The organism is Vibrio sp. 10N.222.52.B7 (assembly GCF_041474275.1).
Classification (GTDB): Bacteria; Pseudomonadota; Gammaproteobacteria; order Enterobacterales; family Vibrionaceae; genus Vibrio; species Vibrio crassostreae_C.
This window is the reverse complement of record NZ_JBFRTU010000052.1, coordinates 34694-56847: the sequence shown is the minus strand read 5'-3', so window position 1 is coordinate 56847 and position 22154 is coordinate 34694. Positions and strand designations below refer to the sequence as shown.

Sequence of the window (22154 nt, the reverse complement as noted above, 5' to 3'; positions counted from 1 at the left end):
TGTTCCTTTGACGCTCTACGAAAGATAATTGGTGCTTATCTCAAATTACACTCTTATAATGATTGTGTTATCAATATGTTCGATAATCATGGATGTAAGTCTTGGACAAAAATCAGTACCTTCTTGAAACAGAATTAGAAAAACTCAAAACTCGTGTCGACTCTGAGCCATCGGTGATCCTAGAGATTGCCCAACAGTGCCTAGTCCGATCAGAGCAAGTTCTGTTTGAAGAGGGTGCCATCCAGTCATTAATGTTAATGGCAAGATGTAGCTGGAACCTGATGGATTACCAAAAAGGTTTAAAATACATCAAGGAAGCCTACAAGCGCCAAAGCCGATTAGATACCGACCTTTTTCTCCCTGAAATCCTCCATTTACACGCGCTCCAGTTCTGGGGACAAGCCAAGTACTATTCCGCCCAACAGTTCTGGATCAATGCTTTAGAGCAGTCCGCGTTGGTTGATGAAGTCGAAATTCAAATTGAATGCCTCATTGGCCTTGGCAATATTTGGCGGATGACCCACGAATATAAACTTGCACGTTCTACCCACCAGCTTGCCGTTAAAGTTGCTAACAATAGCCGCATTGGTTGGTTAGAGGGTAAAGCCAGAATACTGCTTGCGTGGGATTACTACCTGCTCAACAACTATGTTGAAATGCTGTCGGTATTGGACGGTGCAGAAGAAGCATTAAAAGACCATAAAGATAACACTTGGCATGCAGAGGTATGGGACTTTCGAGGCCTTGCCCTACTTGGTCTTGAACGCTTAGATGACGCGGAGCGCGCCACGGCCAAAGCGCACAATCTGGCAGTTGAACACAACCTAGTTTGGATGAAGGCGCACTCATACATCAGCCGAGCTAGATTGGAGCTCCTGAGAAAAAGACCAGAACAAGCGGCGGAATTACTGAGGCTCGCAGAACAATCCGCAAACGAGTTCGATAATGGCGAGTTGCTGAGCCAAATCTGTTACCAACAATCCTTGGTGGCGGAAGAAAACCAAGACTTCCAAGCCGCGCTCGTCGCCTTTAAAAAGTACCGTCAATATTCTATCGGCATGCTCAAAGAGCAAACGACACGTGTCGGTTTGGACAAAGCACGCAGTTCAAAACGCCAACTTGAACAGAGAGCACGAAAACTGATTAATCGTATTCGCGGTCAGCACGAGTACGATCCTGAAAAGCACCTCTCTTACGTTGTCTCTGAAACCTTTTGGTGGGAAAAGTTGGTGCTGTTCAAGACAGAGCTTAAACGTTCAAACCACAGCATCATTATGTTCCATCATGTCGATACTGATTACTTAGATGTCTGTACCGAGATTGCTCATGCTTTATGTAACCAGAATGACTTCATCGCAAGGCTAAGTTCTGAACGTGTGGCCCTTATGCTTTCCGAAAAAGGCGAAGCCGCAGAGCAAACCTTCCAAACTCTCAGCACCATGCTTGATATCTATCCATGGCATAGAAAAGGACTAAAGGGTTCGAAACCGACCGTCAGCCTCAATGATATTTTGACGTTCCCGTTCACGCTTGAACAATTAGAAGAAGACGATGCTGAGGTAATAGAATAATGGAAACTCTATTAAGCAAGATCACAGACGCCGGTTTAGACCCTTCATCAGTATCAGGTGAAGAAGCGATCATCTTCTGGAACCACATTCGTCAGCACGTTTCGACAACGCAAACAGAGCAAGCGCACTGCTATATCATTAGCTCTGAATACCGTGCCGAGTTACAACAAAATCAAACCAGTATCGAAGAGTTGAGACGAGCACTCGATCTGCTCCACCTTCCTGCCGATATCGAAGATATTCTGACAGTCAAAACCAGTTTAAGTGACCGCTTAGTTGAAACTGGTGATTACACCTCAGCACTCAATGAATTCGTCAGTTCATCGACTATCGCGGTTGAACACGGTCATATCGATGAGTATGTATTAGCTATTTTAGGCATGGGCAACCTGTGTGATTCCTATGGCGATCACAACAGAGCACTTCGTTACTACCAAAAAATCAGCAGCATAGACCATGCGATAAGCAGTCGCTCACTTCGCCTCAAATTCAAGCTGCATATGGTAGCAAGCCTACTTCTACTCAATCGCATTACAGCAGCCAGCGATTTACTGAATGAGTGCGAAGAACTGAGTATTTTGGTCAGTGACAAGTTGCTCACAGCTCAAATACTGCTTTACCAAGCAAAGGTGCTGCGCGCTAAGAAAAAACACCATGAAGCGCTACGCTGTCTGTCTAAGGTTCAATACCCAGCCAACAGCACTCAAGCAAGCTGGCTTGCAACCATGACTCGTCTAGAGCTCTCACATTGCCTAAGTGCAACCGGCAAGCAAGACTACGCGAGCATGATTTTGTCGAGCACAGACAAACGCGTGAAAGCCTACTCGTCGCCAGTACTTGCAAAACGATTCTACGATTCGCTGAGTGATGTGTGTATGAATCAAGGGCGTTTTCAAGAAGCGCTAAGCTATGAGAAAAAAGGCTACCGAATTGAAACCGATCTGATGAAGCAGATCCCGATCAGTGAACTCGGTGCAAGCCAACTACGCCGCCTGTCCCGTTTTGAATTACAACTCAAACTCATTCTCTCTGAACAAGAGAACAAAGAGCTCAAAGAGACAACCGAACAACACAAGAATGCGGTGGCTCAGCTTCAACAAGACGTATTCACAGATCCATTAACAGGGTTGCACAACCGCCGCTGGTTAGATGTGAAACTGAAAGACATGCTGCTGCACGATACCTCTTTCGCGCTGATGGTTATTGATATTGACCACTTCAAGTCTATCAATGATGAACTGAGTCACTTAGTGGGCGATAAAGCGATTGTTAGTGTGTCTCAAGAGCTACGTTCATACTTTAAGTTTAGAGGCGCGTCATGTGTCAGATTTGGTGGAGAAGAGTTCCTCGTCATTCTAGAGAACACTGATCTTCCGAAGGCAGAAATGCACTCTGAAAATTATCGAGAGCGCATCTTCCAATTTGGATGGCATGAAATACTTGGGGAGCGTGGTTTGACCGTGAGTATTGGTATCACTTTGCATCGTGACGGAGAGAATACTCAACGCACCTTCTACCGTGCGGATAAAGCGCTATACCGAGCTAAAGCCAACGGCCGTAATCAAGTGTGTACAGAGTAGTGGCATATAGCTCTGTAGCTTAGGCCAACTGCTTATTGATAAAAGAACAGAGAAATACCAGCAAGGGCGGCAAGTGTGCCTATGATACTTTGCTTTGACACCTTCTCCCCTTTCAGCGCATAAATCACCAAAATAAAGACCGGGCTGGTCGCTATCAACGTTTGTGCAATCGCAGGGTTAGCATTCTTCAACGCCACTTGTTGAAGCCATAGAGCGAGAAACGTCCCGACAAAGATTGCTCCTAGTAACCACAGTTTATCGAGCTTGGTCATTTCCCATAAATCTCTTTTTATCGATGAATACGGCTTCTTTTCAACGAAAGGGATAATCAGCATCACAGCAAACACGCCAATCGTCAGGCGAATCAAAGCACCTAACAATGGTGGGATATCACCCGCCACTAACGCGTAATGAGAAATAACCACACCAGATGCCTGACAGACACTCGCCACAAGCCCATAACCAATGCCACCCCACTGCGCTTTGTTATTCGATTCACCGCTCGCCGATTTTGATGGCTGGAAGACAACGAAGGTCACCGCTAGTGTTGTAATCACGACACCGAGCCAACTTTGCACTGTCAATACAGCGCCCAGGAACATTAATGCCAGCACACCAGAAAGAGGCGGGGCTAAAGATTCCAGTAACAGCGTCTTATTGGCACCGATTCTTTTCAACGCCGCAAAATAGGCGCTATCTCCAATCGCAATGCCAATCACACCTGAAATTGCCAATATCAGAAAATGGTTGGTACTCAGTTCAAACTCCGGCATCGGAATAAGAGGCATCACCAGCAACATCATCCCTGACGCCACTACACCCTTAACAATGTTCAATTGCATCGCAGAGAAGCGATGACCAAACTGTCCATAAATCCATGTCGCACACGCCCACACAATCGCAGCACCAATAGCCGCCAATTCACCTATATACATCCGTGTTTATCCTTTGTGGTTGTGCACGTCATTTAGAATCGTAGCTGTCATCATTTCAGCTAAAATACCAACCAGAAAGCCGAAATAGCCTCTTCAAACGCGATGAGATTTTATAAGATTCGTCAATGGTTTTGCTCACATTAGAAGCGAATACTCATTATTTATAACTCAGTAAATCATTTTTATAACAATTACTTGGATGATAGCGTACTATATTTATAACTAACATCTAACATTACAAGGATCTGTTATGTTTTTAGACTACTTTGCACTCGGCTTACTCATTTTCGTTGCTCTAGTCATCTTTTACGGCATCATCGTTATTCACGATATCCCTTATGAAATAGCCAAAGAACGTAATCATCCTCACCAAGACGCAATTCACGTCTCAGGCTGGGTTAGCCTATTCACTTTGCACACAATTTGGCCCTTTCTATGGATTTGGGCAACATTATGGCGGAAAGACCGAGGCTGGGGCTTCGAAAAACTCGAAGAAGAGCAGCACGATATTCATCACCGAGTGGATGTTTTAATCGATCAAGTTAGCACCCTTCAAGAAGAGATCGCACAGCTCAAACAAGCAAATACTAAACAAAGCAGCACAAAAAAAGAGTCAAACAACGTTCAAGATCAGGAGGCTAAGTAATGGATTTACTACTGATAATGACCTACGCGGCACTTTGTATCACTATTTTCAAAGTATTTAATATCCCACTAAACAAATGGACAGTGCCTACCGCAGTGCTCGGTGGTGTGGTCATCGTAGGAACATTGATCCTATTAATGAACTACAACCATCCTTTCACACAACTTGGCAACCAAGTTTACTCAACGACTCCAATTGTTTCAGGCGTTAGAGGTAAAGTCATTGAGGTTCCTGTTGAGGCGAATTCTCCTTTAAAGAAAGGAGACATCCTCTTTAAAATTGACCCTATCCCTTTTGAAGCAGAAGTCGCTAAGCTCGAAGCGAAAGTAAAAGAAGCAAGCCAAGGAGCACTTGGGCTTGAATCTCAAGTTGCTGAAGCTGAAGCTGCTAAAATCAAAGCGATTGCAGAAAGAGACAAAGCGCAACGCGAATTTTCTCGTTATAAGCGTGGCTTTGAAAGTGGTGCGTTTACCGAACAACAATTGGATACTCGTAGACAAGCTTATAAGGCATCGGAAGCAGCAGTAAAAGTAGCAGAAGCAAGTCAACAACAAGCTCAGATCGCTCTAAATTCTGAAATTGGTGGCGAGAACACCGCAGTGGCAGGATTACTTGCAGACTTACGTAAGGCTCAATTCAACCTTGACCAAACGGTCGTGAGAGCACCAACGGATGGATATGTTACACAACTAGCACTGCGTCCAGGCGTAATGGCTGTACCGCTACCTCTTGCTCCTGTCATGACATTTGTCCATACGGAAGAAAAATACTACATCGCAGCATTCAGACAAAACTCATTGCAACGACTGCATCCTGGTTTCGAAGCTGAATTTTTATTCAGAGCACTACCAGGCAAGATTTTCAAAGGACGCATTGATGAAATAATCCCAGCTATTGGTGAGAGTCAAATTCAAGCGCGCGGGACACTTATTGGTACCAATGCACTTCGTACTAATGGACGCGTATTTGCTAAAATGACCATCACTGATGACCTGTCTGACTACCATTTACCTATGGGTACCGCGGTTGAAGTTGCCGTTTATTCTGACAGCTTCACCCACGTTTCAATCATGCGCAAGGTCCTTATTCGCATGAAGAGTTGGCAAAACTATCTATACCTAGACCACTAAACGGTCAAAGGTACGTGACGAACCCGCTTAACACATTGTTAAGACGAATGAAAAAGTCAGACTCGCTCTGACTTTTTTGTTGCTGGATTAACCGTAAAATTACGCTTTTTACACGATATTTAGGTGTTCAGATGGAATTTTAGACATCTAGACACTTACCTTCCCTTATGGAAGGGTTCTACTGTATAATGCGCGCCTTATTTTTTATATTTGCCCAAAAAACGTTCTCATTGAGACGCATATTAATAATGGCGAATATTTATTCTTTATTTTGCTTTATTTTTCAGAATTCGAGGTTATCTATGAACTTTTCAGCTAAAACAGTGGTCGTTATCGCCATTGGCGCGGCACTGTACGGCATTGGTGGTTTACCTATGTTTGGTGTCCCAGTGTTTGCTAACACGACATTGAAACCAGCAATGGCAGTTCTAGCACTGTTTTCTGTTTTGTTCGGCCCTATTGTTGGCTTCTTAGTTGGCTTTATCGGTCACTGGGTAACGGATCTGTTCGCAGGCTGGGGTGTGTGGTTAACTTGGGTTTTAGGCTCAGGTATCGTAGGCATGGTTATCGGCTTATTCCCGATGTTGACCAAGAACCGCCTTCAGCAAGGTGAGTTGCCTATGAAGGACTTCGCGCTGTTTGTGGTACTTGCCCTTGCCGGTAATGTGGTTGGTTACGGCTGCTCTGCATTCCTAGATACCATCCTTTATGCAGAACCGTTTACTAAAGTCTTCACTCAACTCTCTATCATTGCTGCGGGTAACACCGTTCTGATCGCTGTTGTTGGCTTACTGATCCTAAAATCAGTCGCTAAACGCAACAAACAAAGCCGTAACCTGACTGAGGCATAAGCGATAATGACTATAGCATTTTCGAACTTCTCTTTTAGATATGAGTCGCTGGATAAACCGACGCTAAAAAATATCAATCTAAGGATAGAGAAAGGAGAGAAAATCGTCATTATTGGACCAAGCGGTAGTGGTAAATCTACCCTAGGTCAATGCCTTAACGGTCTGATTCCTCATGCTATCAAAGGTGAGGTGACTGGCTCTCTAGAGATCAACGGTAAGAACATTTCTGATTTTTCTATGCACGACTATACCGAGCAGGTTGGCACAGTATTACAAGATACTGATAGCCAATTTGTCGGTTTGAGTATTGGCGAAGACATCGCATTCGCACTGGAAAATCAGTTAGTGTCGAACATTGATATGTACCCTCTGGTTAAGTCGACAGCAAAAATGGTCGACTTAGCAGATATGCTTGATCGCTCGCCACATGATTTATCCGGCGGCCAGAAACAACGCGTGTCATTAGCGGGCATCTTAGTTGATGACGTTGACATCCTGTTGTTTGATGAACCTTTGGCTAGCCTTGACCCGAAAACGGGTAAAGCGACTATCGAAATCATCGACCAACTTCATAAAGAAACCAACAAGACTATAGTCATCATCGAGCATCGCCTTGAAGATGTACTACATCGCGATATCGATCGAGTGATCTTGATGGAGCGCGGTGAAATTGTCGCGGACATGACACCCGATGAAATCTTAGCTTCTGAACTGCTTGAAACACACGGTATTCGTGAACCACTTTATTTATCTGCTCTGAAGGCAGCGAAAGCACTTTTGACCAGTGAAGATAAGCTATCAAACCTCAAAGCTCTCGATTACAAAAGATTCCGCCCTGCGGTTCAGGCTTGGTTTGCAGAGCGCCCGACTCCAGTTGCCGAGAAGCAGTACCAACCTTTGCTTGAGGTCCACGGCCTGACTTACTCTTACGATGGTGAAAAGAACGCTCTCGAAGATGTCAGCTTTAAGATTGGTAAGGGTGAGTTCGTTTCAATCTTAGGCAAAAACGGTTCAGGCAAATCTACCATCACTAAACTCATCATGGGTGTGATCGATGCCGATTCAGGCTCTTCCTATCTAAATGGTGAAGACCTATCTGAGCTTTCTATCTTTGAAAGAAGCCAGAAAGTCGGTGTCGTGATGCAGAACCCAAATCATATGATCTCTCATCATATGATTTTTGATGAAGTTGCATTCGGTCTGCGTAATCGTGGGGTTGCAGAGCAGGAAATCAAAGAGAAGGTGGAAAACGTTCTTGAGCTGTGTGGCTTGAGCAAGTTCCGCCACTGGCCAATCGAAGCGCTAAGCTACGGTCAGAAAAAACGCGTAACGATCGCTTCTATCTTAGTATTGGAGCCAGAGCTTCTGATCTTGGATGAACCAACAGCGGGTCAAGATTACCGCAACTACACCTCAATGCTGGCGTTTATCCAAAAGCTTAACCGCGAGTTAGGTATCACCGTCGTGATCATTTCACACGACATGCACCTTGTTCTAGAGTACACCACACGCTCAATTGTCATTGCTGACAGCAAGCTGATTGCCAATGCCGCGATGACGGAAGTATTCAGTCAGCCATCGCTGTTAGAACGCGCAAATCTTTGTACCACCAGCATTTATGAACTCGCGACTATGATGAAAATCGACGACACCAACGCATTCATGCAGTACTTCATCGACTACGAGAGAAGCGCTCAATGAACGTATCAAAAGTAAAATTCGGCATCAATTACATTGATACAAAATCACCGCTTCATGCACTTAACGGCATCACCAAATTTGCGCTCTTCTTAGCTTGGGTAACCGTGGTCTTAACTACGTTCGACCTAAGATTGATTGCACTGCTTATTGTGACTGGTTTATACCTGCTAAAGCTGACCAATGTGCCTGTACGCGTATATAAGCCTCTGTTATTGGGTACGGCGAGTGTATTGAGCCTAAATGCTTTGTTCATGTATCTGCTGGCTCCACAGCAAGGTACTGAGCTCATCGGCAGCAAAACCTTATTGCTGACATTGCCGGGTAACTACTCGTTGAGCCAAGAGACTCTGTTTTACTTGGTTACTGTGACGCTCAAATACATGAGCATGTTCCCGATAGCGTTGATTTTTGTCTTCACAACGCATCCGACTGAGTTTGCAGCTAGCCTCAACCGTATCGGTGTTCCTTACAAGATCGCCTATGCGGTCAGCTTAACACTGCGTTACTTGCCAGAAGTTAAGAAAGACTTCATCAATATCATGCATGCTCAACAGGCTCGTGGTGTAGAGCTCTCAAAGAAAGCGCCTCTAATTACTCGAATCAAAAATGTGGCTAAGGTTCTAGGCCCGCTCATTTTCTCTAGCTTGGACCGAGCAGACGAGATCTCTAACGCAATGACGTTACGAGGTTTTGGCCGACACAAAGCTCGCACTTGGTATAGCTATGCACCTTTGAAACGTATCGACTTTGTTTGTTTAGGTGTCATCGCTTTTATCGTGGTGTTAGCCATTGCGAAACGCATTCTAGAGCCGCAGTTATTTTGGTATCCGTTCTAGTCATCTGAATTAGCATAGATAAACAAAGACTTTAAATAACACACCGCTCAATAGGGCGGTGTTTTTGTTTATGCCAAAATCTGATTGATAATTGAACCAATGACACAATACTGACTATATTTAACGATAAATTGACCAGTTATTTACCCTTGGAGTTTGAGATTTAATTCATAAGCTCTTAATATACTCGTTTACAGAATGTTACAATCAGTAGAGATTTGTAATGGCTCGAATTACTCAAGTACAGAAACTAGAAAATCAAAAGCACTACGATGAGATCGTACTAAACCTTTTTCTGGCTGAAGGACATGAAGCACTAACTTATGCAAGGATTGCTCAAGAAATTGGCATTAGTTTGACGACGCTTCAGGGCTATTATCCATCGACCCGCGCTATCCGATCAGCGTTACACCAACACATGCTATCAATTGTTATAGAGAATCTAGAGTTCTCATCGGAAGAAGTATTCATTCAATCTTGGCAAAACGCTCTAGATAATGATCAATTTCGATTCGTGATCAAATTGATGTTTTTCCATGCCTCCCAGGTCAAGAGCCCTGAACAGTTTAACATCAGTTCAGATGGTCAATTCCGCGAGATAATGTTTAATAGCTTTGGGCTTGATACCGTTCGAATCCTTGAGACTGTCGTAGGACGTTCAATGTTCTATCTCACAAACTTCAAGCAGCATTAAACCAAGCACTAGAAATACAAAAATGGGAGCCATTCGGCTCCCATTTTCTTTTTAGTTATCGCTTACTTCAACTTATAGACCTAATTTAGCTTGTAAAAAACGGTCGATAACGGTGGTAAACGCAGCTCAATCGATGTGTCTAGCCCTTCGCTCTCTACAGATTCAATCTCAGCAGTCTGCTTCACTTCAAAACCGCTGCCTGCATAGTCGACAGAGTCTGTATTCAACAACAATGCGTATTCACCTTTTGCAGGAACACCTAAGCGGAAATGCTCGTGAGGCACTGGCGTAAAGTTAGACACTATCAATACTCGCTCACCAGATTCACTGATGCGCTCGTGCGCAAGAATGCTCGCTTCAGCAGAGTCCTGTAGACGCCATTCAAAGCCTTTCGGATCAAAATCAAGATCGTGCATTGCAGCTTCAGAGCGGTACAGATTGTTCAGGTCTTTCGTTAAACGCTGAACACCTTGATGACGCTCGTAATCCAGCAAAAACCATTGCAGCTGGTCGTCATGGTTCCATTCAGCCGTCTGACCAAATTCTGCACCCATGAAGTTCAGCTTCTTACCTGGTTGCGCATACATGTAACCCATATAAGCACGTAGGTTTGCCGTTTGCTGCCATTCATCACCAGGCATCTTGTTGTGGATAGAACCTTTACCGTAAACCACCTCATCGTGAGACAGAGACAATACATAATTCTCACTGTGTGCGTAAACCAGTGGGAACGTAATCGTATCGTGGTGGTACTTACGGTTGATTGGATCTTCTTGAATGTAAGACAGGCTATCGTGCATCCAACCCATGTTCCACTTAAAGCCGAAGCCTAAGCCGCCCATAAAGGTCGGTGCTGAAACACCAGGGAACGCCGTCGATTCTTCCGCAATGGTCATCGCATTCGGGAAGTGCTTGTACACTTCTTCGTTCATCCACTTAAGGGTTGCGATAGCGTCGTAGTTTTCGTTGCCGCCATCCGCATTCGGGATCCATTGGTCATGGCTACGCGAATAGTCGAGGTACAACATCGAAGCAACCGCATCAACACGGATGCCATCAATGTGGAATTGCTCGAACCAGTACAGTGCATTAGAAACTAAGAAACGACGAACATGCTCTTTGCCTAAATCGTAAATGTACGAGTTCCAATCTTGATGCCAACCACGACGTGGATCTGGATCATGGAATAATGGCGTACCATCGAAGTTTGCTAGGCCGTGATCATCACTTGGGAAGTGAGCAGGAACCCAGTCCAGAACAACGCCAAGACCCGCTTGGTGACATTGATCGACGAAGTATTTGAAATCATCTGGAGAGCCAAAACGGCTAGTCGGTGCAAATAGACCTACAGGCTGATAGCCCCAAGAACCGTAGAATGGATGTTCTGAAACTGGCATTAGTTCAACGTGCGTGTAGCCAAGATCCGTTAGGTATGGGATCAGCTCTGCCGCAAGCTCGCGATAATTTAAGAATTCACCTTCAGCGTTACGCTTCCAAGAACCTGCATGCAATTCATAGAACGAAAGCGCTTCTTTGCGCTTTTGCGTTACCGGGCGATTTTGCCATTGAGTATCTTGCCACTGGTAACGAGCGTGATCGTAAGTTACAGATGAGAACGATGGGTATTGCTCAGAGTAGAAACCCCATGGGTCAGCTTTGTGTGGTAAGCCTTCGCCATTTGGTCCTTTTAATTCAAACTTGTATTGAGCGCCTTCTTCCAGTTCAGGAATGAATAAGCCCCACATACCGTAATCTAGGCGTTGCATTGGGTGGCGGCGACCATCCCAAGCGTTGAAGTTACCCACCAAGCTTACCGCAGTTGCATGCGGTGCGTACACCAAGAAACGCGTACCTGAAATCGTCTGTCCATCACGCTCTAGCGTAATAAACTGAGCCCCCATGTGATGATACATATCTTTCGGTGTATGAAGATCTTCATAACTCGCGTACAGATCGTGGTACTGGTAAGGATCATCGATGATCTGTTCTACGCCAGCCCAATCAACCGCAAGCTTATAGTGAGTAAAACGTAAGTCTCTCTCTTGCTTAAGAATGAAACCACTTTCACCCTCTCGCGCTAACTCAATACGAGGTTCCTTTCCAACAATCAACTCGACTTTATCTGCCCCAGGAATCCACACACGTAATGCACCTTGCTCAGAAGGTAGGTATGGCCCTAAAAACGCGAATGGGTCTGTGAAACAAGCCTGTGATAGTTGGGTATATATTTGTTTTTGCTTTGAAATCGAACTTAGTTCCAAAACGTTTCTCCCTAACCAAACATCCAAAAAACATAATACAAAAATGCCCGCTATTAGTGCGGGCAATATAACGACGGTTTATTCTACCAGATGAGCATTCATTATTGAGTGACCGAGGTTGTAGTTTCGTACGGCGTAAGCAAAAAACCACCTAATTTCAAGTCACTCACGTCATTACTTACCGGCTTTTTCTCGAACGTCAGTCAGCTTAGAAGCGATACGATTAACGCCTTCGTGAGCAAATATTTCGTCCAAGTTCATTGATAGTTTACGACGCCAGTTAGGGTATTCATCAACCGTGCCAGGAATGTTTACTGGCTTGTCCATCTCTAGCCAATCTTCTAGCTGAACGCTCAGTAGTGTTGAACCACCAGCCGCTACGTGCAGTTGAAGTGCCTCAGCAAGGTAAGAGTCCATCGGTACTTGGCTCGCATCGCGGCCCACACCTTCTGGTAGGAAACCATGCCATGCTACTGAATCTAAGATACCTTGCTTGCACTCTAGGCGGTCATCGAACAAGGTTTCTAATTGTTCTGCATCTGGGTATAAGCCAATCTCTTGGCCCATTTTCAGGTCATCACAGTGCCAGAAGCCACGAAGCGTTGGCATATCGTGAGTACACAGTGCCGCCATCGATTGTGATGCGTAGTGTTTTGGTGAGATGAAACCACCGTCATCTTCTGATGTTTCGAAGAAGAACACTTTGTAAGAGTGCACGCCAGCATCTGCAAGGATGTCGACAATCTCATCCGGTACCGTTCCTAAATCTTCACCGATAACGCTACATTGGTAACGGTGAGATTCAAGCGCCAGAATAGACAGCATATCTTGTACTGGGTAGTAGATGTACGCGCCCTTAGTTGCGTTCTCACCCTTTGGAATCCACCACAAGCGCAGTAGACCTAAAACGTGGTCGATACGCAGTGCACCACAGTGCTTCATGTTCGCACGAAGTAGCTTGATGTAAGCGTCGTAGCTTGTTTCTTGAAGCACTTCTGGGTTTAACGGAGGTAGACCCCAGTTCTGACCCAAAGGACCAAGAATATCAGGTGGAGCACCAATGCTCGCATCCATCACTAGGTTGCCTTCGTCAGCCCAAGTCTCGCTGCCTGAATCTGCAACACCTACCGCTAAGTCACGGTACAGGCCAACAGCCATGCCCTTCTCTTCTGCAAGAGACTGTGCATCGTTGATCTGGCAATCTGCTAGCCATTGCAGGTACATGTACAGATGAACGTTTTCTAAGTTCTCTTTGATGTATTTCTGTGTCGCTGGGCTGTCGAATGTACGGTACTTCTCAGGGAATACCGGCCATCCCCACATGCCAGAATCTTCTGCATGCAGTTCACCATGTAGAGCATCAAACGCCGCTTGATGCATCAGGCTATCGCCACCCTCTTCTACGAAGGCTAAGAACGCTTGTGCACGGTCGCTGTTTTTGTCTAGATGACGAGTCTTAAATTCTGCGAATAGCAGAGGCAAGATGCTCATCTTAAGCTCAGACACTTCGGTGTAGTTTACCCAGTGTGCTTCACGCGCTTTTTGTAGACGCTGTTGGAACTCTGCGCTGCCGACTGTTTGTTGTGCTTCTGCACTTAGTGCAAATTCAGGAACTGAACTCACATCAATGTATAAGATGTTCAACCAGCGACGAGAAGATGGGCTATATGGGCTCGCACCTTCAGGGTTCGCAGGGAACAATGAGTGAATTGGGTTTAGACCAACGAAGTCACCACCACGAGAAGCGATATCCGCAACAAGCTGTTTTAGGTCTCCGAAATCACCAATACCCCAGTTATGCTGAGTTCTTAGGGTATAAAGTTGAACACTGGGTCCCCAAAGCTTTTTGCCTTGCTCGATTGGTGACTGCTTGAAACACGCTTTTGGCGTAATAATCAGTGTCATCTCGTAAGGCTTCTTACGGCGCTTACGGCTCACAATGAGCTTGTGATAACCCCATGCCAAATCACTTGGCAATGCAAACACTAAAGGGCCACCCTCGGCACGCTCGTCACGAATGACTTGAGATTGAAGATAGCCTTCAAGTACCTCTCCTTGCTCGGTTTCTAAGCGCCAGCTGAACTCACTTTCACGAGCACTTACACCTAGATTAAGCGCCACTTCTACTGGCTCACCGTCACGCAAGACAAGAACTGGGTCTAGTACATCTTTTTTGTGTTTTCTTTCTGCTGACTTAAGCAGTGCATCATCGCTGCTTGTATCGTAGCCCAACGAAGCCAATAGAGACGTGATCGTCTCGTCTGATACTTGTGCTTCATCGCCCCACGCACTAACGTAACTGTCGGCAATGTTTGCCATTTCTGCGACTTGTTTTAATACGGTCTGTTCTTTCATCGCTCTCTCCGAAAACGTTCTGACGCTTTCTATTTTGTAGGGTTGTTAATTTAATTTTTACTAATCAATTAGCTTGTGACAATCGGTTTGTAAGCAGCTTGTTTATAAACGAAACCTTTAAGCCTTTCGTTTGCTCACAAGCTAATTGAGCCAAGGCAGAAACTGCCTTGGCTACTTTGGAAGTATTAACGGTTAACCGCTTCAAGTTTCCAGATGTTGTTCACGTAGTCGCGGATAGAGCGGTCTGATGTGAACTTACCAACCAATGCTGTGTTAAGAATTGCTTTCTTAGCCCAACCTGCTTGGTCTTTGTATTGCGTGCCCATGTCTTCGTGCGCTTTCACGTAAGATGCGAAGTCAGCAAGACATAGGTAAGGGTCACCACCGTCTAGCAGGCTATCAAACGTTGCACGTAGAAGGCCTGGTTGACCTGGAGTGAACTCATCGCCAGTCAGTAGGTCTAGAGATGCTTTCAGTAGTGGGTCTGCATTGTAGTAGTCGTATGGGTTGTAGCCTTGAGCTTTCAGAGCTTGAACACCATCAACGTCTAGGCCGAAGATGTAGATGTTTTCATCACCCACTTCTTCACGAATCTCAACGTTTGCACCATCCATCGTACCGATAGTTAGCGCGCCATTTAGAGCCATCTTCATGTTGCCCGTACCAGATGCTTCTTTACCCGCTAGTGAGATTTGCTGAGAAACGTCTGCTGCAGGGATGATGATTTCAGCCATGCTTACACGGTAGTCAGGAATGAATACCACTTTCAGTTTGTTACCGATGCGAGGGTCGTTGTTGATCTTCTCTGCAATCTTGTTAACCGCGAAGATGATCTCTTTCGCTAGGTGGTAACCCGGTGCTGCTTTCGCTGCGAAGAAACATACGCGTGGCTCACTCTCGAAACCAGGTTCGTTAAGAATACGGTGGTACAGAGATAGAATGTGTAGCAAATCTAGGTGCTGACGCTTGTATTCGTGAAGACGTTTGATTTGAACGTCAAAGATAGCGTTAGTATCTAGCTCGATACCCATGTTCTCTTGAACCCAATCAGCTAGGCGCTGTTTGTTTTCTTTCTTAACAGCCATGAATTCTTTTTGGAATTTCGCGTCTGTTGCAAACTTAGCGATGCCTTCTAGCTGCTCAAGTTTTGCTGGCCATTCAGTGCCGATCTTACCCGTGATTAGCGTAGATAGACCTGGGTTACAGAACTTCAACCAACGACGTGGCGTGATGCCGTTCGTTACGTTAGTCAGTTTACCTGGGAAGATTTCGTTGAACTCAGGGAACAAGTCTTTCTTAACCAGTTGTGAGTGAAGCGCAGCTACACCGTTTACTTTGTAAGAACCAATCACACATAGGTTTGCCATGCGAACCATGCGGTGGAAACCTTCTTGGATGATAGAAAGCTTCGCTTGCTTCTCACCGTCACCAGGCCACATCTTGCGAACTTCTTGCATGAAGCGGTGGTTGATTTCAAAAATGATTTCCATGTGACGTGGAAGAAGACGATTGATTAAAGATTCAGACCAAGTCTCTAGCGCTTCTGGAAGTAATGTGTGGTTCGTGTAAGCGAACGTGTGAGCACTGATTTCCCATGCTTGATCCCAAGATAGACCTTTCTCGTCAATCAGGATGCGCATTAGCTCAGGAATCGCGATCGTTGGGTGTGTATCGTTCAGCTGAATCGTTTCTTGCTTAGGCAGATCTTCTAGAGAGAAACCTGCTGCTTCGTGGCGACGTAGAATATCGCGAACCGATGCTGCTGAATGGAAGTACTGCTGCATTAGACGCAGTGTCTTACCTTTCTCGTGGTTATCGTTCGGGTAAAGAACCTTAGTGATGTTACCTGCATCGATTAGCGAGTGTTGCGCTTCGAAGTAATCACCGTTGTTGAAGCTTGCTAGTGAGAATGGTGCAATTGCCTGACATTCCCAAAGACGCAGCGGGTAAACCGTGCTTGACTCGTAACCTACGATTGGTAGATCCCAAGGCATTGCTTTTACTTCCATACCTGGAACCCAAGTACGTACTTCTTTACCGTCGATGAATTCAACGTCTACATGACCGTAAAAACCAATGTGTTGTGCTAGTTCTGGACGAGCTACTTCCCATGGGTAACCTTCAACACCACGCCATGCGTCAGGTGCTTCTTGCTGACGACCGTCTTGGAAAGACTGTTTGAATAGACCGTATTCGTAGTGAAGACCGTAGCCTACTGTTGGGTATTCTTGAGCGGCACAAGAATCCATAAAACAAGCGGCTAGACGACCAAGACCACCATTACCTAGTGATGGGTCGCGCTCTTCTTCTAGAAGATCAGTTAGGTTTTGACCTAGCTCTTCCATTGCATGAGTGATCTGTTCATACAGACCCATGCTGATCAGGTTATTACCGGTTAAACGACCAATCAAAAACTCTAATGAAAGGTAGTTAACGCTCTTCGCGTTCTTAATTTTTTCGTCATTTTCAGTTTCTAACAGATCAAATGTTGTGAGTTCTGCTAGCGCACGCCCCATTGCTAGGTACCATGCGCGGCTATCTGCGTTTTCAATCGTTGTTGCGTAGGTTGCAGATAAATGTTTCTTAACACTCTCTTGGAATGACACTTTATCGAAAGTTTTTTGCTGAGTTGGTTTCATTTCAGAAATCTCGCTTTTAATAGTTCTAATTCATCTGTGACATATCGTGCATGGTCACCATAAACTAAACATCCTCCCGCTAATGCAACTGACTAGGAGTAGATGGGAGGGCGTAGGGGGCGTACCGACTTAGGGTTAGTGATCTGACTCTCATGTTCTGACTGCGAACAAAAACTTGGAGTGACTAAGATCACAAGCTCCCGTTCGATAACTTAACTTCAATTGATGTGACTTTTATTTAACCCATTTAAAGTCATTGCCAAATCTGAGTTTCAGATCACGAAAATAATTTCCAACTCTCATCTTTTGCATTGATTCCCGTGTAGGGATGAACGAAGTCACATTCACAAACCAACCCGCAACGTGAGCAAAGTCTCAAATAAAGGGCGTAGACACCCAAAAACATGCAGGAGTGCAAGGTTTCTGAGGAGGATCGTAGTCGGTAACGTTTGGCTTCACGTAATATGAGTAAAGACTTAAGTAATTAGGCTCATGTCATTGGAGTGCACTCAACGATAGATTGGGATATTCCAGAACATAGCCACGGAATAGGTGTAAAACTTCGATATGTGGATCCCTTCGAAACTGACTCGTCCCGGCCGCTTACATAATGCAATCCTACGACCTAGGGTTCTCGATCTGCTTCACAATGCAGATTGCTATAAGCTTGTGTTGTTCCGCTCTCCAGCGGGCTACGGCAAAACCACCATGGCTGCACAATGGTTGGTAGATAAACCTAATGTGGGTTGGTACAGCATTGATGATAGCGACAATGATGCCTTCCGCTTTATCAACTACCTACTTCAATCACTTAATAAAGCGACTCAAAATGCCTGTCCGAATGCCCAAAAACTGGCAGAAAAGCGACAGTTTTCATCGCTGCATTCTTTATTAAGTGAAGTATTTGCCGAGATGTCGGAATTCCATCACGAGTGCTTTCTGGTGTTGGATGACTATCACTTGGTCAACAATGACGACATCCACGAAGCCATGCGCTTCTTCCTCAAACACATGCCCGATAACCTAACGTTGGTTGTCACCAGTCGTGGTACGCCACCACTTGGTACAGCAAACCTGCGCGTTCGTGACTTAATGATCGAATTAGGTAATGACTCGTTGGCGTTTGATACCGAAGAAACCACACGCTTTTTCAACCAACGCGTAGCCGACGGCATTGATGACACCACGGCAGATAGCATTTGTAGTTATGTAGAAGGTTGGCCTTCTGCACTACAACTTATCGCGCTACAAGCACAACACCAAAAACGCACTCTTGCACAGTCCGCAGAGTCATTCTCTCACTTTAACCATGCCCACCTTTGGGATTACTTGGTTGAAGAAGTATTCGATCTACTGGATAAAGAAACCCGACAGTTCTTAATGCAGTGTTCAGTACTTGATCATTTCAATGACGAATTAGTCTGCGCGCTTACACAGCGTGAAGACGCACTGGGTATGATCGAATCACTCAACCGATTTGGCTTATTCATCTACCCGCTTGAAGGCGAGAAAAACTGGTACCGATTCCATAACTTGTTTGGTGAATTCCTCGCACATGAGCGCCAAGCTCGAATTCCTCAGCAAGAAGCAGAACTGCATCGAAGTGCTGCAAAAGCGTGGATCAAGCAAAACACACCACACCAAGCACTACGTCACGCACAGCGCGCTGAAGATCCAGAACTGATCATTCAAATCCTGACTGAGCACGGTTGGCCGATGTTCAACCAAGGTGAGCTTTCGTCATTAGAAATGGCGATCAAACAGCTAACCACAGATCAACTATACAGTGAGCCAAAGCTTTCGATGTTGCGTGCTTGGCTTGCACAAAGTCAGCACCGTTATGACCAAGTGGGTACTTTGTTGGAAGAGGCTGAGACTCAATATCAAGCTCGAAACATTGAACTCGATACTCAGCAGCAAGGCCAATACAACGCCTTACGCGCACAAGTTGCCATCAACAGCAATGAGCCTGAGAAAGCATTGGAATTGGCTGAGCTTTCGTTGAGTCAGTTGAACACCACCGTTTATCGTAGCCGCATTGTCGCAACCTCGGTTGTGGGCGAAGTGAATCACGTAATGGGTAACCTAAGCCGTGCGCTACCGATGATGCAACAAACAGAAAAACTGGCACGTCAGTATCAGGTTTACCATCAGGCCCTGTGGGCGATTCTGCAACAAAGCGAAATCTTGATTGCTCAAGGTTATGTTCAAGCTGCATTTGAGCTACAAGACAGTGCATTCAAATTGATTGAAGAACATCAGCTGCAATACGTACCTCTGCACGAATTCTTGCTGCGTGTTCGCGCTCAGATCTTCTGGTGTTGGAACCGACTAGATGAAGCGGAAGAGTGTTGCTACAAAGGCTTAGATATCCTTGGTCACCACTCTCCGAGTAAACACCTGCACAGCTATTCTATGTTGGCTCGTATTTCATTGAGCCGTGGTGAGATTGATAAAGCGTCGAAATTTATCGACCAGATTCAGCACCTATTGCGTCAATCGACTTACCACGTAGATTGGACGGCAAATGCTTCTCTTTCTTTGATTCTGTTCTGGCAAGTAAAAGGCGATAAAGAAGCTATCCGTGATTGGCTGAGTGTGGCTGTTCGACCTGAATCGGCAAGTAACCACTTCTGCCAACTTCAGTGGCGAAACATCGTTCGTGCTCACATCATCCTTGATCAGTATGAAGACGCAGAAGAAGCGCTGACTTTCCTTAAGAGTGAAGCCCAGCGTTCACACCTGATTACAGACACCAACCGCAACTTGATCGTTGAAGCCGTGTTACGTACACAAATTAACGATGAAGACAGCGCACGAATACTACTCGAAGAAGCGCTTCATATGACTAACCAAACCGGTATGGTCGGTAACTTCTTGGTAGACGGTGGGACTATCGGGCATATCTTGGATAAGTTGAGCAACAAGCCAGGCTTAGGTGATTTAGAACGTCACCGCGCACAACAAATCATGAAAGATATTTCCGCGACCCAACGCAGCCGCTCGGTTCACTTCGATGAAGACTTTGTTGAGAACTTGGTTAATCACCCGAACATTCCTGAGCTTGTGCGTACTAGCCCACTCACCCAGCGTGAATGGCAAGTACTTGGTCTGATCTACTCAGGATTCAGTAATGAGCAGATCGCTCAAGAACTCGATGTAGCGGGTACCACAATCAAGACTCACATCCGTAACCTTTACCAAAAGCTCAACATTGCTAACCGTAAAGAAGCAATCAGCACAGCGGAGAACTTGCTGCAGTTGATGGGGTACTAAAACGGATTCGAGATTCGAGATTGATTCGAGATTGATTCGAGAAAACATAAGCTAGTCACCGATGGTGGCTGGCTTTTTTTTCATCTGAAGTTTAGAACCTAAAAATGTAGGAATGGGAAAAGTAAAAAGACGATCACCAAACGACAGGCAAAAAAATAGCCAACCGCAATAATCGCGATTGGCTCTATATATTTGTGAACAAATCATAAGTTCACTAACAACGTCAGTTGGCTAGGTGACCCTCGGCTTAAGAAGGGTCAATGTATATAATGCAGTTAGCGTGCCAACTTTTATTCGACGTTTTATAAGCCCTGCACCGCATAAAAACCATGAATTTGTCATGCGAATTGCAAAGTGCATTTGCATATTGCAACCAAGATGCAATATCGATAAGGGATCAGTTTCATCTCTGCTCTTAATGACAAATCACTAAGTGGTTGTTATATAAATGTTAGGCAAATATTCACTTCAACTTATTGCCTTACAATTAATAGAGTAATAAAAGCCCTTCCCCAAAAGCATATTCATACTTTTTTTACACTAAAGTTTGTATACTGCACAAAATCATCCTCAACTCTATGAAGCAATGAACTACTTAAGTACTTTTTTCAAAGGCATGGCAATGGGCGCAGCAGACGTTGTACCTGGCGTGTCGGGCGGAACCATCGCATTCATCACTGGTATCTACGATACGCTGCTAGAAAGCATTCGCAGAATTAACCCTAGCGTACTTGGCTTATGGAAACTCGAAGGCTTCAAAGCCGCGTTTAATCACATCAATGGTTTCTTCCTAATTTCACTGTTCGCGGGCGTATTCACGAGCATTGCGACATTCGCAAAATTGATTTCTTGGTTATTAGTCACCCACCCTGTTCCACTGTGGTCTTTCTTCTTCGGCCTGATCTTGGTCTCGGTTTTCCATATTCTTAAGCAAGTAGAGAAACGCGATATGATTCGCTTCGTGTTTTTGCTGCTTGGCGTTGCTTTCGCTTATAGCATTACCGTGCTTAAACCGCTGCAAATGGAACCAACCAGCATCAACGTATTGATTGCGGGTGCGATTGCTATCTGCGCGATGATTTTACCCGGTATTTCAGGCAGCTTTATTCTGCTCCTGATTGGCATGTATGGCCCCGTGCTTGGCGCCGTTAAATCATTTCAAGTCGATGTACTTGCGCTATTCCTTGCGGGCTGTGTGATCGGACTGCTGACTTTCTCACATGTACTATCTTGGCTATTGCGTTCATTCCGCGACTTCACATTGGTATTCTTAACCGGTTTGATGATCGGTACGCTGCCTAAGATCTGGCCTTGGAAAGAGACCATCAGCTGGCGCACAAACTCAAAAGGTGAACAAGTTCCTCTGATTCAAGAAAACCTATCACCGTTTGATTTTGAAGCGGTAACCTCTCAGCCTTCTCAGTTGGTCATGGCGATTGTGATGATGTTTGCTGCGATTGCATTAGTTTTAGGCCTGGAGAAGTTTGCAGAGCGTAATGCTGACTAATCATTCAGCCAGCTTCTGGAAAGCGTTTAGAACGGATAATGCATAGAAATACTAAGCTCACATATCTATTAAACAGACAAAAGCGAAGCCAATGGCTTCGCTTTTTTAGTTCTACCATACGCACAAAATTGCTTTTTGATACAAGCACGTATTGAGGGGTGTGATAACATCG

14 protein-coding genes are annotated in these 22154 nt (G+C 45.1%); 10 read left to right on the top strand and 4 right to left on the bottom strand.

All coding sequences use genetic code 11. The features are described from left to right. The first annotated feature begins 101 nt into the window (after positions 1 to 101). Together AB4512_RS14555 and AB4512_RS14550 are read left to right on the top strand one after the other, a co-directional pair. The gene (locus AB4512_RS14555; protein ID WP_017061878.1) at positions 102 to 1571 is read left to right on the top strand and encodes a hypothetical protein; all 1470 of its coding nucleotides are present in this window, start codon (positions 102 to 104) and stop codon (positions 1569 to 1571) included. Beyond that, positions 1571 to 3151 (top strand): GGDEF domain-containing protein, encoded by a 1581-nt coding sequence (locus AB4512_RS14550; RefSeq protein WP_017061877.1) that lies wholly within the window; start codon positions 1571 to 1573, stop codon positions 3149 to 3151. Before AB4512_RS14555 ends, AB4512_RS14550 begins: the two co-directional genes overlap by 1 nt. Positions 3152 to 3183: 32 nt before the next feature. On the opposite strand, the gene AB4512_RS14545 is transcribed toward AB4512_RS14550, so the two are convergent. Continuing rightward, the gene (locus AB4512_RS14545) at positions 3184 to 4086 is read right to left on the bottom strand and encodes a DMT family transporter (RefSeq protein ID WP_017061876.1); all 903 of its coding nucleotides are present in this window, start codon (positions 4084 to 4086) and stop codon (positions 3184 to 3186) included. A 250-nt stretch (positions 4087 to 4336) separates the two neighbouring features. Between AB4512_RS14545 and AB4512_RS14540 the strand changes: the two genes are divergently transcribed. The 6 genes from AB4512_RS14540 (at position 4337) to AB4512_RS14515 (ending at position 9944) form a co-directional block, all read left to right on the top strand. Continuing rightward, complete coding sequence (locus tag AB4512_RS14540; protein WP_017061875.1) at positions 4337 to 4732, top strand: DUF3302 domain-containing protein; 396 nt, start codon at positions 4337 to 4339, stop codon at positions 4730 to 4732. Beyond that, entirely contained in the window at positions 4732 to 5862 is a 1131-nt protein-coding gene (locus AB4512_RS14535; protein ID WP_017061874.1) for an HlyD family secretion protein, read from the top strand. The genes AB4512_RS14540 and AB4512_RS14535 overlap by 1 nt, the downstream gene beginning before the upstream one ends. A 302-nt stretch (positions 5863 to 6164) precedes the next feature. Continuing rightward, positions 6165 to 6713: an ECF-type riboflavin transporter substrate-binding protein gene (locus AB4512_RS14530; RefSeq protein ID WP_017066579.1), complete on the top strand. Its 549-nt coding sequence runs from the start codon at positions 6165 to 6167 to the stop codon at positions 6711 to 6713. A gap of 6 nt (positions 6714 to 6719) precedes the next feature. Beyond that, the gene (locus AB4512_RS14525) at positions 6720 to 8414 is read left to right on the top strand and encodes an ABC transporter ATP-binding protein (RefSeq protein WP_372175097.1); all 1695 of its coding nucleotides are present in this window, start codon (positions 6720 to 6722) and stop codon (positions 8412 to 8414) included. Beyond that, positions 8411 to 9250 (top strand): energy-coupling factor transporter transmembrane protein EcfT, encoded by an 840-nt coding sequence (locus AB4512_RS14520; protein ID WP_017064241.1) that lies wholly within the window; start codon positions 8411 to 8413, stop codon positions 9248 to 9250. Before AB4512_RS14525 ends, AB4512_RS14520 begins: the two co-directional genes overlap by 4 nt. 223 nt (positions 9251 to 9473) lie before the next feature. Beyond that, complete coding sequence (locus AB4512_RS14515; protein ID WP_004732091.1) at positions 9474 to 9944, top strand: TetR/AcrR family transcriptional regulator; 471 nt, start codon at positions 9474 to 9476, stop codon at positions 9942 to 9944. Between the two features lie 80 nt (positions 9945 to 10024). Here AB4512_RS14515 and glgB read toward each other — a convergent pair whose 3' ends face one another. The 3 genes from glgB to AB4512_RS14500 form a co-directional block, all read right to left on the bottom strand. Continuing rightward, positions 10025 to 12205, bottom strand: coding sequence for a 1,4-alpha-glucan branching protein GlgB (gene glgB / locus AB4512_RS14510; RefSeq protein ID WP_017064240.1), 2181 nt, complete (start codon positions 12203 to 12205; stop codon positions 10025 to 10027). Between the two features lie 174 nt (positions 12206 to 12379). Then, on the bottom strand, positions 12380 to 14560 hold the full coding sequence (gene malQ, locus AB4512_RS14505; RefSeq protein ID WP_017067441.1) for a 4-alpha-glucanotransferase: 2181 nt from the start codon (positions 14558 to 14560) through the stop codon (positions 12380 to 12382). A 185-nt stretch (positions 14561 to 14745) separates the two neighbouring features. Beyond that, positions 14746 to 17199: a glycogen/starch/alpha-glucan phosphorylase gene (locus tag AB4512_RS14500; protein ID WP_372175096.1), complete on the bottom strand. Its 2454-nt coding sequence runs from the start codon at positions 17197 to 17199 to the stop codon at positions 14746 to 14748. 567 nt (positions 17200 to 17766) lie between these two features. Between AB4512_RS14500 and malT the strand changes: the two genes are divergently transcribed. After that, complete coding sequence (gene malT, locus AB4512_RS14495) at positions 17767 to 20475, top strand: HTH-type transcriptional regulator MalT (RefSeq protein WP_372175095.1); 2709 nt, start codon at positions 17767 to 17769, stop codon at positions 20473 to 20475. A 586-nt stretch (positions 20476 to 21061) separates the two neighbouring features. Beyond that, complete coding sequence (locus tag AB4512_RS14490; RefSeq protein ID WP_017068934.1) at positions 21062 to 21982, top strand: DUF368 domain-containing protein; 921 nt, start codon at positions 21062 to 21064, stop codon at positions 21980 to 21982. The last annotated feature ends 172 nt before the right edge of the window (positions 21983 to 22154 follow it).